The following is a 12684-nucleotide window of genomic DNA, read 5'->3' on the forward strand; positions in this document are numbered from 1 at the left end:
GCCGGTGTGTTTGCCGTTGTGCCGTGTCAGTGGAGGCGCATTATAGGGAGTTAATTTCCGCTGACAACCCCTAATTTGAAAAAAGCGATCGTTCGCTCACTTTTCAGGCAAATTGCACTTAGATGTTTAATTTTTGCCTGGTTTTCAAACAAAAACGAGCCCAAAAGGGCTCGTTTTCTTCTTTTGTGATTTACTGCACTGCCACAATTCGCTCATCTTTCACCACAAGCTGCACCGGTTTGCCCGGAATCAACTCGCCAGAAAGAATCTGCTGCGCCAGCGGGTTTTCAATCTGCTGTTGAATAGCGCGTTTCAGTGGACGCGCACCATACACCGGATCGTACCCGTTTGCGCTGAGCAGCTTCAACGCGTCGTCGGAAATGCTTACAGCATAGCCACGCTCTTCCAGACGTTTATACAAACGCTGCAGTTGGATCTGCGCAATAGAAGCAATGTGTTTTTCACCCAACGGATGGAACACCACCACTTCATCAATACGGTTGATGAATTCCGGCCGGAAGCTCTGGCTAACCACACCTAACACCAGCTCTTTCATGTGGCTGTAATCCAGATCGCCAAAACGCTCTTGGATCAAATCAGAACCCAGGTTGGAAGTCATAATGACGACCGTATTACGGAAATCAACCGTTCTGCCTTGCCCATCAGTCAGACGACCATCGTCCAGTACCTGCAACAGAATGTTAAACACATCCGGATGCGCTTTCTCTACTTCATCCAGTAGGATAACGGAATAAGGGCGACGGCGGACCGCTTCCGTCAGATAACCGCCCTCTTCATAACCAACATATCCCGGAGGCGCACCGACAAGACGTGAAACGGAGTGTTTCTCCATAAATTCCGACATATCGATACGTACCATTGCATCGTCACTATCGAACATAAAGTTCGCAAGGGACTTACACAATTCGGTTTTACCCACCCCGGTAGGCCCGAGGAACAGGAACGAACCGATCGGGCGATTCGGATCAGACAGCCCAGCGCGGCTACGGCGAATAGCGTTAGAAACGGCTTCGACAGCTTCATCCTGGCCAATTACCCGATGGTGGAGGTCATGCTCCATTCGCAGTAATTTTTCGCGCTCGCCTTCCATCATTCTCGCTACCGGGATGCCGGTCCAGCGCGCCAGCACGTCTGCAATTTCCACATCGGTTACACGGTTACGCAGCAGACGCATGGTTTTACCCTCGGTCTGAGTTGCGGCAGCCAGCTGTTTTTCAAGCTCCGGTATTTTCCCGTACTGAAGTTCCGACATGCGTCCTAAATCACCATTACGTCGCGCTTGCTCCATGGCAATTTTGGCCTGCTCCAGTTCCGACTTAATGGTTTGGGTTCCGGAAAGGGAGGCTTTTTCAGCTTTCCACTCTTCTTCTAATGATGAGTACTGGCGTTCTTTATCTTCCAACTCTTCATTAAGCATTTCGAGCCGCTTGATACTGGCTTCATCGGACTCTTTCATCAGCGCCCGCTGCTCCAGTTTGAGCTGAATAATACGGCGATCGAGTCGGTCGAGTTCTTCCGGTTTCGAGTCAATCTGCATACGAATGCTGGACGCCGCTTCATCAATCAAGTCGATGGCTTTATCCGGCAGTTGGCGATCGGCGATGTAGCGATGTGACAGCGTCGCCGCCGCAACAATTGCCGGATCGGTAATTTGCACATGATGATGCAGTTCGTAACGCTCTTTCAGCCCACGCAGAATCGCAATGGTATCTTCCACTGTCGGCTCGGCCACCAGCACTTTCTGGAAACGACGCTCCAGTGCTGCATCTTTCTCTATATATTGGCGATACTCATCCAGCGTGGTAGCGCCCACGCAGTGCAGTTCACCGCGCGCTAACGCGGGTTTCAGCATGTTGCCCGCATCCATTGCACCGTCGGCTTTACCAGCACCGACCATCGTATGCAGCTCGTCGATAAACAGAATGACGTTGCCTTCCTGTTTCGACAGATCGTTCAGCACACCTTTTAAACGCTCTTCAAATTCACCGCGATATTTTGCGCCAGCAACCAGTGCGCCCATATCCAGCGCCAGCACACGGCGGCCTTTCAGTCCTTCCGGCACTTCACCGTTAACAATACGTTGCGCCAGCCCTTCGACAATCGCCGTTTTACCGACGCCCGGTTCACCAATCAGCACCGGGTTATTTTTGGTACGCCGTTGCAGTACCTGGATCGTACGACGAATCTCTTCGTCACGACCGATAACCGGATCGAGCTTGCCTTGTTCGGCGCGCTCAGTCAGATCGACGGTGAATTTTTTCAAGGCCTGACGTTGGTCTTCGGCCCCCTGGTCGTTCACGTTCTCTCCCCCACGCATTTGTTCAATCGCCTGGGTCACATTGGCGGTTGTCGCACCAGCAGATTTAAGCAAATCCGTCAGCGTACCGCGTGATTCAAGCGCCGCCAGAACGAAAAGTTCCGACGAGATAAAGTTGTCACCTCGCTTTTGCGCCAGCTTGTCGCAAAGATTAAGCACACGCACCAGATCCTGAGAAGGCTGCACGTCGCCACCGGTGCCTTCCACCTGTGGCAAGCGGCTCAGCGCTTGTTCAATCGCTGTGCGTAACTGACCGGCGTTCACGCCAGCAGAGGTTAATAAAGGATGAATCGAACCGCCTTCCTGATTCAGTAAGGCGCTCATTAAATGAAGAGGTTCGATAAATTGATTGTCGTGCCCGAGTGCGAGCGACTGGGCATCGGCGAGAGCAAGCTGGAATTTATTGGTAAGACGATCCAGACGCATAACTCCTCCCATAACAGGTCAAAATTGCTACTGGAGATTAAATGAGGTCATCCCTCAATTATTCAAGGTGAATGACCTGAATTATGCGAAAGAAAACCTACGCGTGCTGGATCGTCTTGATTCTTTAGGTTATATCAGCCAAATGAAACTTGCCATACGTCCGGTCGTCTTGTCCCGGCGGTATGAGAAAAAATCATCCTTATCGCTGAAGGTGCAGCGATCACCGCCGAACACCTGCTGTACGCCTACGCTCGCCAGGCGCTGGCGAGCAAGCTGGTAGATATCAGCGAAATATTTTTCACCGTGGGGATGAAAAGCGCTGTCGGCCTGCGGATCGTGCGCTATGAACGCTTCGCGAACTTCTGCACCAACTTCAAATGCTTGCGGCCCAATCGCCGGTCCCAGCCACGCCATGAGGCTTTCCGGTTTATCGGCGAAACAGGCAACCGTCTGTTCCAGCACACCCGCACATAAACCACGCCAACCGGCATGGGCAGCACCAACTTCAGTGCCAGCCTGGTTACAAAACAAGACCGGTAAACAGTCGGCGGTCATCACCGCACAGACTGTACCGGGCGTGTTGCTGTATGACGCATCCGCCCGTTTCGACGCATAGGGACCACCGCTGAGTTCGAGCACGTCAGTGCCATGAACCTGTTCAAGCCACACCGGCTTCGAAGGCAAACCGCCCGCTGCGAATACGCGCGCGCGATTCTCTTCCACATGCTCAGTATTGTCCCCGCAATGTGCACCAAGGTTCAGCGAATCGTAAGGCGGCAGGCTAACGCCGCCAACACGCGTCGAGCTACAGGCCGCCACACCTTTTGGCAGCGGCCAGTCCGGGAGGATCAGTTTGGTCATAACCAGGCGACATCGTCCTTATGGGTTTCAAAATCAGCGCGCATCGCATCAATCAAATCAACCATGTCTTGTGGAATCGGCGCATGCCATTCCATTTCGATACCACTGATGGGGTGGTAAAGACGCAGCATGGTGGCATGCAGAGCCTGGCGATCAAACTTGCGGAGTGTATCGATAAACTCGTCCGATGCGCCTTTCGGCGGACGCGGACGGCCGCCATAGAGCTGGTCGCCCACCAGCGGGTGAGTAATATGCGCCATGTGCACGCGAATCTGGTGCGTACGGCCTGTTTCCAGGCGCAAACGCAGGCGTGTATGCACACGAAAATGTTCCATAATGCGGTAGTGTGTCACCGCCGGTTTGCCCATCGGATGCACCGACATATGGGTACGCTTAGTCGGATGGCGGCTGATGGGTTCTTCCACCGTTCCACCGGAAGTCATATGCCCAATCGCTACCGCTTCGTATTCACGCGTGATTTCACGCAGTTGCAGCGACTCCACCAGCCGCGTCTGAGCGGGTACGGTTTTCGCCACCACCATCAAACCGGTAGTGTCTTTATCCAGACGGTGGACGATGCCTGCGCGCGGAACATCCACAATGGGCGGATAATAATGCAGCAAGGCATTAAGAACGGTGCCATCAGGGTTACCCGCGCCCGGGTGTACGACCAAGTCGCGCGGCTTGTTAATGACAATAATGTCATCGTCTTCATAGACGATGTTAAGTGGAATATCCTGCGGTTCAAAGCGCGCTTCTTCTTCGATTTCTGCGTTGATAGCAATGAGTTCGCCACCCAACACTTTCTCTTTCGGCTTGTCGCTGACAGCGCCGTTGACCAGCACGCGCTGGTCGAGAATCCATTCTTTTATGCGCGAACGTGAATAATCCGGGAACAATTCGGCCAAAGCTTGATCTAAGCGTTGACCGAGTTGGTTTTCGGATACCGTTGCGGTGAGTTGTACTAGTTGTGCCATAGACAGCTTCTTCGTTAACGTTGGGTTTTACGGCTTCGCCGTTTAATATAGTGTGCTATTGTAGCTGGTCTTAGTCGGGAGCAGGAATAAAGAATCTCCCGCATAAACATTCTGAGGAAAGTCTAAACGTCATGACGCGCTTGAAATATCTGGTGGCAGCCGCCACGTTGAGTCTGGCTTTGGCAGGTTGCTCCGGTTCAAAGGAAGAAGTGCCTGATAATCCGCCAAACGAAATCTACGCGACAGCTCAGCAAAAGCTGCAAGACGGTAACTGGAAGGCGGCAATAACGCAACTGGAAGCACTTGATAATCGTTATCCGTTTGGTCCTTACTCACAACAAGTGCAGCTGGATCTGATTTACGCGTATTACAAAAATGCCGATCTGCCGCTGGCGCAAGCCGCGATTGATCGTTTTATTCGTCTGAACCCAACCCATCCGAACATCGATTACGTGATGTATATGCGTGGGCTGACCAACATGGCGCTGGATGACAGTGCCCTGCAAGGGTTCTTCGGCGTAGACCGTAGCGATCGCGATCCGGCGCATGCCCGCGACGCATTCAAAGATTTCTCCAAACTGGTGCGCGGTTACCCGAGCAGCCAGTACGTCACCGATGCCACCAAGCGCCTGGTGTTCCTGAAAGATCGTCTGTCGAAATATGAGCTGTCGGTTGCAGAATATTACACCGATCGTGGTGCCTGGGTTGCAGTAACCAACCGTGTAGAAGGTATGCTGCGTGACTTCCCGGATACAAAAGCGACACATGACGCCCTGCCGCTGATGGAAAAAGCCTATCGTGAACTGCAGCTCAACGCGCAGGCGGATAAAGTGGCGAAAATTATTGCGGCGAACAGCAATCGAACCTAATTGACCTGATCGCCTGAAATGCAAAACGGCAGCCTACGGGCTGCCGTTTTTTATTCATTTTATCTATCACTAAAGCGGTTTAGCCGCAACCCATCCTATCAACTATGACTGCTAATGGTGGCTTAGACAAGGTAAATTTGCCCTCTTCCTGCCCTGCCTCACAAAACCCCTTCATTGACAAAAAGTGACAAAATAATGTGATTTAAATCACACATTTTGACATTATGGACGGTATGCTGAAATCACCAAGACGGAAAGACAAGAGGTAAAATTTATGACAATGAACATTACCAGTAAACAAATGGAAATTACTCCGGCAATCCGCCAGCATGTCACAGACCGTCTCGCCAAACTGGATAAATGGCAAACTCAACTGATTAACCCGCATATCATCCTGTCGAAAGAGCCACAGGGCTTTATCGCCGATGCAACAATCAACACACCTAACGGGCAGCTAGTTGCCAGTGCGAAACATGAAGATATGTACACTGCAATCAACGACTTGATTAACAAGCTGGAACGGCAGCTTAATAAAGTGCAGCACAAAGGTGAAGCACGTCGCGCCGCAACATCGGTGAAAGACACAAGCTTTGTTGAGGAAGAAGAAGAGTAGTCTCTACATTGAGCCCATCCCAACGCGCCCACGGGCGCGTTTTTTATTGACAGAGCGAAAACAGTACGGGTACTGTACTTCGGTCGCACAAAGGAAAACTCCATGAAACTTGTTCCGTTCTTCTTCGCATTCTTTTTTACCTTCCCCAATTAGGGAGGCGATTCGTTTTGTGATAAAGAATGCGAAGACGAACAATAAGGCCTCCCACACCGGGAGGCCTTTTTTATTGATAACAATTAAAGACGAAAGGCAACAACATGACGGCTGAAAACCCCTTACTGGATTTACGCGTAAAGATCAGCGCACTGGATGAACAGTTGCTGACGCTGCTGGCCGAACGCCGCCAGCTCTCTGTTGAAGTCGGCAAAGCCAAGCTGGATTCGCACCGCCCGGTACGCGATATCGATCGCGAGCGTGATTTACTCGAACGTCTGATAGAACTCGGCAAAGCACATCATCTGGACGCCCACTACATCACCCGCCTGTTCCAGTTGATCATCGAAGACTCCGTTCTCACCCAGCAAGCTCTGCTCCAGCAGCATCTGAATGAAATTAACCCGCACTCAGCCCGTATCGCTTTTCTTGGCCCGAAAGGCTCGTACTCACATCTGGCTGCTCGCCAATACGCGGCACGCCATTTTGAGCAGTTCATTGAAAGCGGTTGCCTGAAATTTCACGATATCTTCAGCCAGGTAGAAACGGGCCAGGCCGATTACGCGGTTGTACCGCTGGAGAACACCACCTCTGGGGCGATTAACGATGTTTACGACCTGCTCCAGCACACCAGTTTATCTATCGTCGGTGAACTGACAATTCCTATTGACCATTGCATTCTGGTTTCTAGCGCCACCGATTTAGAACAGATCACCACGGTTTACAGCCATCCGCAGCCTTTCCAGCAATGTAGCCAGTTCATTAACCGCTATCCGCAGTGGAAAATTGAGTATTGCGAAAGCACCGCCGCCGCGATGGAAAAGGTCGCGCAGGCGAACTCTCCACAGGTCGCGGCGCTGGGTAGCGAAGCCGGTGGCGCACTGTATGGCTTGCAGGTACTGCAACGTAATCTGGCGAACCAGACGCAGAACATTACGCGCTTCGTGGTGCTGGCACGCAAAGCCATTGATGTTTCCGATCAAGTGCCGGCAAAAACCACGCTGCTGATGGCGACCGGCCAGCAAGCAGGTTCCCTGGTTGAAGCCCTGTTGGTGCTGCGTAACCACAATCTGATCATGACCAAACTGGAATCACGCCCAATTCACGGCAACCCGTGGGAAGAGATGTTTTACATTGACGTGCAGGCCAATCTGCAATCCGCACTGATGCAAAAAGCACTGCGCGAACTCACCGACACCGCACGTTCGCTGAAAGTGCTTGGCTGCTACCCCAGTGAAAATGTAGTGCCGGTCGACCCGATTTAATCCTCTTTAAACAAAGGCTTCTTCATCCCTGCCACCGCCACGGGCAGGGTGAAGATCGCCCCCGACAGCGGATATTGCGCCACTTCGTCCGCCGTCATATTTTCCCGCGTGGTGGTGATAAATAGCGTTTTCATCTCAGGGCCGCCAAAACAGACCATCGTCGGGCAACGTACCGGCAAGCGATACTCTGCCAGTTGTTCACCCTGCGGCGAAAAACGGGCAATGCGCCAGCCGTCAAACATCGCGCTCCAGTAACAACCTTCAACATCCATCGCCGCACCATCCGGAATGCCTTCCCCGGCGTTAAAACGGCGGAAGACCTCACGTTTACCCGGCTCGCCCTGCTCATCAAGCGGCGTGCGGTAAATCACCGCGTTCGGCGTATCCGAAGTGAACATCCACTGTTTATCGTGGCTGAAAGCAAGGCCATTGGCACCGTGAATGTCGCACTGCAATACTTTGGGCGTGAGGTCGTTATCAATGCGCAACAGTAACGCGCCGTTGTAATCACCCGGCCCCCAAAATGTGCCCGCATAAAAACGGCCCAAATGATCGGTGCCACCATCGTTAAAGCGCGCCAGCTGCGGGTTTGAAGGATTATCACAGACTTTTTGTCGCAGCAAACCGCGTGCATCCGTCAGCCAGATGGCATTACGCATCGCCACGATAAAGCCGCCTTTCTCACGCAGCGCAAAGCAGCCCACTTCTTCGGCAAACGAGAGCACCGTATGTTCACCAGACGATAAGTGATAACGGTGGATCTCGCCTTCAATAATATCCGCCCAGTAGAGCGCCTGCTCCGCTTCGCTCCAGGTGGGGCATTCCGGTAAATGCCCGGTGTAATCAAACAGCGTGTGCAACTCAGCCATTGCGCATCCCTTAAATGAAAAAAGCCAGTGGGTTACCACTGGCTTTTCAGTATAAACGGCTTTTTCACTTACGGGCGGCTGTCGTTGGCCTGACGTAATAACACACGGCTTTCACTCTGGAAACGTTGGGCATAATCGCCAAACCAGTGCTCAACTTTGCGGAAGCTATCGATAAACGCCTGCTTATCGCCCTGCTCCAGCAGGCCAATCGCTTCGCCAAAACGCTGGTAGTAGCGTTTAATCAGCGCCAGGTTACTGGACGACGACATAATAATGTCGGCGTACAACTGCGGATCCTGCGCAAACAAGCGCCCGACCATCGCCAGTTCCAGGCGATAAATCGGTGATGAAAGCGCCAGCAACTGTTCGAGCTGAACATTCTCTTCCGCCAGATGCAGGCCATATGCGAACGTTGCGAAGTGCCGCAGCGCCTGAATAAAGGCCATGTTCTGATCGTGCTCAACGGCGCTAATGCGATGTAAACGCGCGCCCCACACTTGAATCTGTTCCAGGAACCACTGATACGCTTCCGGCTGTCGGCCATCACACCAGACCACCACCTGCTTGGCCAGACTGCCGCTATCCGGGCCAAACATCGGGTGCAACCCGAGCACCGGCCCTTTGTGCGCCGTCAGCATCGCCTGTAATGGTCCGCTTTTCACCGATGCCAGATCGACCAGAATACAGTCATCCGGTAGAGTCGGGAGTTTGGCGATCACCTGCTCGGTAACGTGAATAGGCACGCTGACAATCACCATGCCCGCGTCAGCCAGCAGCATATCGGCCTGCGCCCAATCTTCTTTTTCAAGAATGCGCACCTGGTAGCCAGAGAGCGTCAGCATTTTGGCAAACAGTTGCCCCATTTGCCCACCGCCGCCCACAATCACCACCGGGCGTAGTTCTGGGCAAAGGGTTTTAAACCCTTTGTCATTTTCGCTTGAGTAGGATTCACGCATCACACGGCGCAGCACATCTTCAATCAGATCCGGCGGCACACCCAGTGATTCAGCCTCTTTGCGGCGCGACGCCAGCATAGTCGCTTCGCGCTCCGGCACATAAATCGGCAAGCCATACTTGCTTTTTACCTCGCCGACTTCTGCCACCAGTTCCAGGCGGCGCGCCAGTAAACCCAGCAGCGCCTTGTCAACTTCATCAATTTGATCGCGCAGCGCGGTCAGTTCAGCAACCATAACACCCTCTTAAGCAAAACGCGCCGCCAGGCTGTTACGCAGATCGTTGTTGATTTCACGCAGCAGCGCTTCGGTCGCTTCCCAACTGATGCACGCATCGGTCACGGAAACGCCGTATTTCATCTCGCTGCGCGGCTGCTCAGAAGATTGATTGCCTTCATGAATATTGCTTTCAATCATCAGACCGGTAATCGAACGGTTGCCATCTTTGATCTGCGCCACCACCGATTCAGCAACGGCAGGCTGGCGACGGTAATCTTTGTTGGAATTACCATGGCTGCAATCTACCATCAGCGACGGTTTCAGTCCCGCCTGTTCCATCTCTTTTTCACACTGCGCGACATCCGCCGGGCTGTAATTCGGCGCTTTACCGCCACGCAGGATCACATGCCCATCCGGGTTGCCCTGGGTTTGCAGCAGGCAAACCTGGCCGGCCTGGTTGATGCCAACAAAACGGTGCGGCATGGCAGCCGCGCGCATCGCATTGATGGCAGTTGCCAAGCTACCGTCGGTACCGTTTTTGAAGCCAACCGGCATTGATAAACCCGAAGCCATCTCGCGGTGCGTTTGTGATTCTGTGGTCCGCGCACCAATTGCCGACCAGCTAAACAGATCGCCAAGGAACTGCGGGCTATTCGGATCCAGCGCTTCGGTCGCCAGCGGCAGCCCCATGCTGACCAGTTCAACCAGCAGACGACGCGCAATCTTCAGGCCTGCTTCCACATCAAACGAACCATCCATGTGCGGATCGTTAATCAGCCCCTTCCAGCCAACGGTGGTACGGGGTTTTTCAAAATAGACGCGCATCACCAGGTAGAGGCTATCGCTGACCTCTGCGGCAAGGGCTTTAAATCGACGAGCATATTCAATCGCGGCTTCCGGATCGTGAATCGAGCAAGGACCGCAGACCACCAGCAGACGCGGATCGCGCCCGGCAATAATGTTGGAAATGGTCTGGCGGGACTGCGCAATTTGCGCTTCCTGCTCGGTGGTCAACGGGAAGGCCGCTTTTAACTGATCCGGGGTGATCAGCACCTGTTCATCGGTAATATGTACGTTATTCAGCGCGTCTTTTTGCATGATCAAAAATCCTGTATGGCTCGTTTGCGATAGTTGTTCCTCAAGTGAGGATGACGTAACGATACCACACCGGGTAAAGATTTCAATCCACATGGCGTAACGATTACTTTACAAAAGCAAATTTATCCCGATTTTGTTGTCGCCTTGTGTAATATTAACTTTACAAATGGCGACATTTTGCGGCTATATTTCTACGACAGCACGCCTGGCATGTTGTCTCCAGCGCACCGCATCAATCAGTATAAACAGCAGCAAGCTGGCTCCCATTACGGGTAACGCCAGCCCCAGCAACAGCGCCAGTAAAGCGCTCATTATCCGTCCTGATAGCGGTAAGCTCAGCCAACTGTACAGTAGCGTGCTCGCCGGATTTGCGTTCGCACTGGCCGGGCGGCGGATCCACCACAGCCGGTAGCCAATCACAATCATTACGCACAGCGCACAGCCAAAGGCAATCAGCAGCAATTGATTCGCCAGGCCAAACAGAATGCCCATATGGAAATCGACGCCCCAGCGAGTCAGCTTCGCCATCAGCGGGAAATCAGCGAACCTTGTGCGATCCACTACCGCCATCGTACTGCCGTCAATTGCCACCGCATCCACGCGCGTGGGCCAGCCGCGATCGATTTCAGTTACCGTCCAGGCTTTATCTGCACTGCGCGGCGGGCGGATCTCCAGCTTGCTGGCGGCGATCCCGGCTTGCCGCGCGCTGTGTAAGGCTTCGTCGAACTGCACCAGATCCAGCTGCATATCCGGCATATTCATGCCGTCGTGCACCATATGGTGTTCAGCATGCGGATCGTTCATCTCTTGCAAGCCGTGCAGTTGCGTATTGACCTGCGGCGTCATCCAGCCAAACGCCGCTCGCAGGCTGTCAACATTGCCGCCCGCCCACTGCGACCAGGTCAGACCGGTGGCGGAAAATAGCAGCATCCCGGCAAGCAAGATCCAACCTAAAGAGACATGCAGGCGACGATGATTCTGCACCGCGTTATTGATGCGCCGTTTCGGGCGGGTAAAAAACCACAGCGCAATGCCACCGAGCGCGGCAACCCACATCCAGGACGCTGCCAGTTCGCTGTAAATTCGACCAACATCGCCCAGCAGCAGCGCGCGATGGAAATAATCAATCCACTGGCGCAGCGGCAAAATTCCGCTGGTACCATAGACCGTCATATCCCCTTTCACTTGCAGCGTCACCGGGTCGATAAATATCGCGCGGTTCTCTGATGCGCCCAGTTGCGGGTCAGCAAACATCACGCGGGTTGTGTCACTCCCGGCAAGTCCGGGGCGCACCGCATGCAGACGCAAATGACCACCCGTTACGTGTTCAGCAACAGCGATTTGCTCGGCGAGCGGTTGCCGCGCCCCCTCTTCCACACCGTAAAGCACATCGTGATAGAGCCTGTTTTCCAGCTGTGGCGTCGCCACGTATAACGTGCCGCTCAGAGCGGCGACAAAAATAAACGGGCCGACAAACAGGCCAATGTAAAAATGCAGGCGTCGCAGCACACTAAGCCACGCCGCACGCGGAGTGCAGGTTGTCATACTTTTCCTCAGAAATAGCAAAAGGTTGCCGTTTCGCACAGGCGAACGGGCATTTTTTTAGGGTCAGGAAAAGCAGACGCACGGCGGGGCGCGGGTGTCAGGACAAAGCCAGGGAAAGAAGTGCCAGTGCCGAACGCGCTGGCGGGTAGCAGCCAGGCGGATGCGCAGCACACGGCCAAGCAACAGCAAAATAACAAGGAAAATAAGACCGGGAACATGTGCCAGCAATACGCAGTAACCACAGGCCTCGGCGTGATCAAGCGGCATACTTTGCGATGAACTTTGATGGTGCGACATCGGCTGCGATGAGACATCGTGATGTGCATGCATCGGCATGTTCATCTCGTGGTGCATGCCGGGCATCGCGCTCATCGGGTCTTGCTGCAGCGAGACAGAAATCAGCGGCGCAACGAGGATCAACAAGATCGCAAACAGCGCCAGCCCTGTGGCTGCGCGTTGTGCTGCGTATTGATGAAAAACGTTCCTCACCACTTCTCC

12 protein-coding genes and 1 other annotated feature are annotated in these 12684 nt (G+C 53.5%); of the genes, 4 read left to right on the plus strand and 8 right to left on the minus strand.

The features are described from left to right. Positions 1-190 precede the first annotated feature (190 nt). The 3 genes from clpB to rluD all read right to left on the minus strand — a co-directional run bounded on the left by clpB (position 191) and on the right by rluD (position 4602). Entirely contained in the window at positions 191-2764 is a 2574-nt protein-coding gene (gene clpB, locus ACFX4O_RS18980; RefSeq protein WP_131413601.1) for an ATP-dependent chaperone ClpB, read from the minus strand. Between the two features lie 129 nt (positions 2765-2893). Continuing rightward, complete coding sequence (gene yfiH, locus ACFX4O_RS18985; RefSeq protein WP_380210472.1) at positions 2894-3625, minus strand: purine nucleoside phosphorylase YfiH; 732 nt, start codon at positions 3623-3625, stop codon at positions 2894-2896. Then, positions 3622-4602, minus strand: a complete 981-nt coding sequence (gene rluD, locus ACFX4O_RS18990) for a 23S rRNA pseudouridine(1911/1915/1917) synthase RluD (protein WP_131413599.1) — start codon at positions 4600-4602, stop codon at positions 3622-3624. The genes yfiH and rluD overlap by 4 nt, the downstream gene beginning before the upstream one ends. 131 nt (positions 4603-4733) lie before the next feature. Here rluD and bamD point away from each other — a divergent pair, with 131 nt between their 5' ends. From bamD to pheA, 4 genes are all read left to right on the plus strand, one after another. Continuing rightward, positions 4734-5471 carry an outer membrane protein assembly factor BamD gene (bamD, locus tag ACFX4O_RS18995; protein WP_380210469.1) on the plus strand — a complete coding sequence of 246 codons (738 nt, stop codon included), beginning with the start codon at positions 4734-4736 and terminating at the stop codon, positions 5469-5471. Positions 5472-5745: 274 nt separating this feature from the next. After that, positions 5746-6084 carry a ribosome-associated translation inhibitor RaiA gene (gene raiA, locus ACFX4O_RS19000; RefSeq protein ID WP_044489450.1) on the plus strand — a complete coding sequence of 113 codons (339 nt, stop codon included), beginning with the start codon at positions 5746-5748 and terminating at the stop codon, positions 6082-6084. A 101-nt stretch (positions 6085-6185) separates the two neighbouring features. After that, positions 6186-6311 (plus strand) — a sequence feature (Phe leader region). Next, the gene (gene pheL / locus ACFX4O_RS19005; RefSeq protein ID WP_189660115.1) at positions 6187-6237 is read left to right on the plus strand and encodes a pheA operon leader peptide PheL; all 51 of its coding nucleotides are present in this window, start codon (positions 6187-6189) and stop codon (positions 6235-6237) included. It overlaps the preceding feature by 51 nt. A 30-nt stretch (positions 6312-6341) precedes the next feature. Beyond that, entirely contained in the window at positions 6342-7502 is a 1161-nt protein-coding gene (gene pheA, locus ACFX4O_RS19010) for a bifunctional chorismate mutase/prephenate dehydratase (protein WP_380210467.1), read from the plus strand. On the opposite strand, the gene ACFX4O_RS19015 is transcribed toward pheA, so the two are convergent. The 5 genes from ACFX4O_RS19015 to ACFX4O_RS19035 all read right to left on the minus strand — a co-directional run bounded on the left by ACFX4O_RS19015 (position 7499) and on the right by ACFX4O_RS19035 (position 12675). Continuing rightward, positions 7499-8371, minus strand: coding sequence for an SMP-30/gluconolactonase/LRE family protein (locus ACFX4O_RS19015; protein WP_380210465.1), 873 nt, complete (start codon positions 8369-8371; stop codon positions 7499-7501). The two genes, pheA and ACFX4O_RS19015, sit on opposite strands and share 4 nt — an antisense overlap. Positions 8372-8439: 68 nt before the next feature. Beyond that, positions 8440-9561 carry a bifunctional chorismate mutase/prephenate dehydrogenase gene (gene tyrA / locus ACFX4O_RS19020; RefSeq protein WP_380210463.1) on the minus strand — a complete coding sequence of 374 codons (1122 nt, stop codon included), beginning with the start codon at positions 9559-9561 and terminating at the stop codon, positions 8440-8442. A 9-nt stretch (positions 9562-9570) separates the two neighbouring features. Further along, entirely contained in the window at positions 9571-10641 is a 1071-nt protein-coding gene (gene aroF, locus ACFX4O_RS19025) for a 3-deoxy-7-phosphoheptulonate synthase AroF (RefSeq protein ID WP_313508420.1), read from the minus strand. 183 nt (positions 10642-10824) lie between these two features. Beyond that, positions 10825-12186: a PepSY-associated TM helix domain-containing protein gene (locus ACFX4O_RS19030; RefSeq protein WP_380210461.1), complete on the minus strand. Its 1362-nt coding sequence runs from the start codon at positions 12184-12186 to the stop codon at positions 10825-10827. Between the two features lie 63 nt (positions 12187-12249). After that, positions 12250-12675, minus strand: coding sequence for a DUF2946 domain-containing protein (locus ACFX4O_RS19035; RefSeq protein ID WP_380210459.1), 426 nt, complete (start codon positions 12673-12675; stop codon positions 12250-12252). Positions 12676-12684: the final 9 nt, after the last annotated feature.

It is taken from the genome of Kosakonia sp. YIM B13571 (assembly GCF_042788095.1).
GTDB lineage: Bacteria > Pseudomonadota > Gammaproteobacteria > Enterobacterales > Enterobacteriaceae > Kosakonia > Kosakonia quasisacchari.

Bases quoted from the DNA above. Each gene is read 5' to 3' on its own strand.
- raiA (WP_044489450.1), top strand. From the start codon at position 5,746: ATGACAATGAACATTACCAGTAAACAAATGGAAATTACTCCGGCAATC.
- rluD (WP_131413599.1), bottom strand. From the start codon at position 4,602: ATGGCACAACTAGTACAACTCACCGCAACGGTATCCGAAAACCAACTC.
- aroF (WP_313508420.1), bottom strand. From the start codon at position 10,641: ATGCAAAAAGACGCGCTGAATAACGTACATATTACCGATGAACAGGTG.
- tyrA (WP_380210463.1), bottom strand. From the start codon at position 9,561: ATGGTTGCTGAACTGACCGCGCTGCGCGATCAAATTGATGAAGTTGAC.
- ACFX4O_RS19030 (WP_380210461.1), bottom strand. From the start codon at position 12,186: ATGACAACCTGCACTCCGCGTGCGGCGTGGCTTAGTGTGCTGCGACGC.
- bamD (WP_380210469.1), top strand. From the start codon at position 4,734: ATGACGCGCTTGAAATATCTGGTGGCAGCCGCCACGTTGAGTCTGGCT.
- clpB (WP_131413601.1), bottom strand. From the start codon at position 2,764: ATGCGTCTGGATCGTCTTACCAATAAATTCCAGCTTGCTCTCGCCGAT.
- ACFX4O_RS19015 (WP_380210465.1), bottom strand. From the start codon at position 8,371: ATGGCTGAGTTGCACACGCTGTTTGATTACACCGGGCATTTACCGGAA.
- pheA (WP_380210467.1), top strand. From the start codon at position 6,342: ATGACGGCTGAAAACCCCTTACTGGATTTACGCGTAAAGATCAGCGCA.
- yfiH (WP_380210472.1), bottom strand. From the start codon at position 3,625: ATGACCAAACTGATCCTCCCGGACTGGCCGCTGCCAAAAGGTGTGGCG.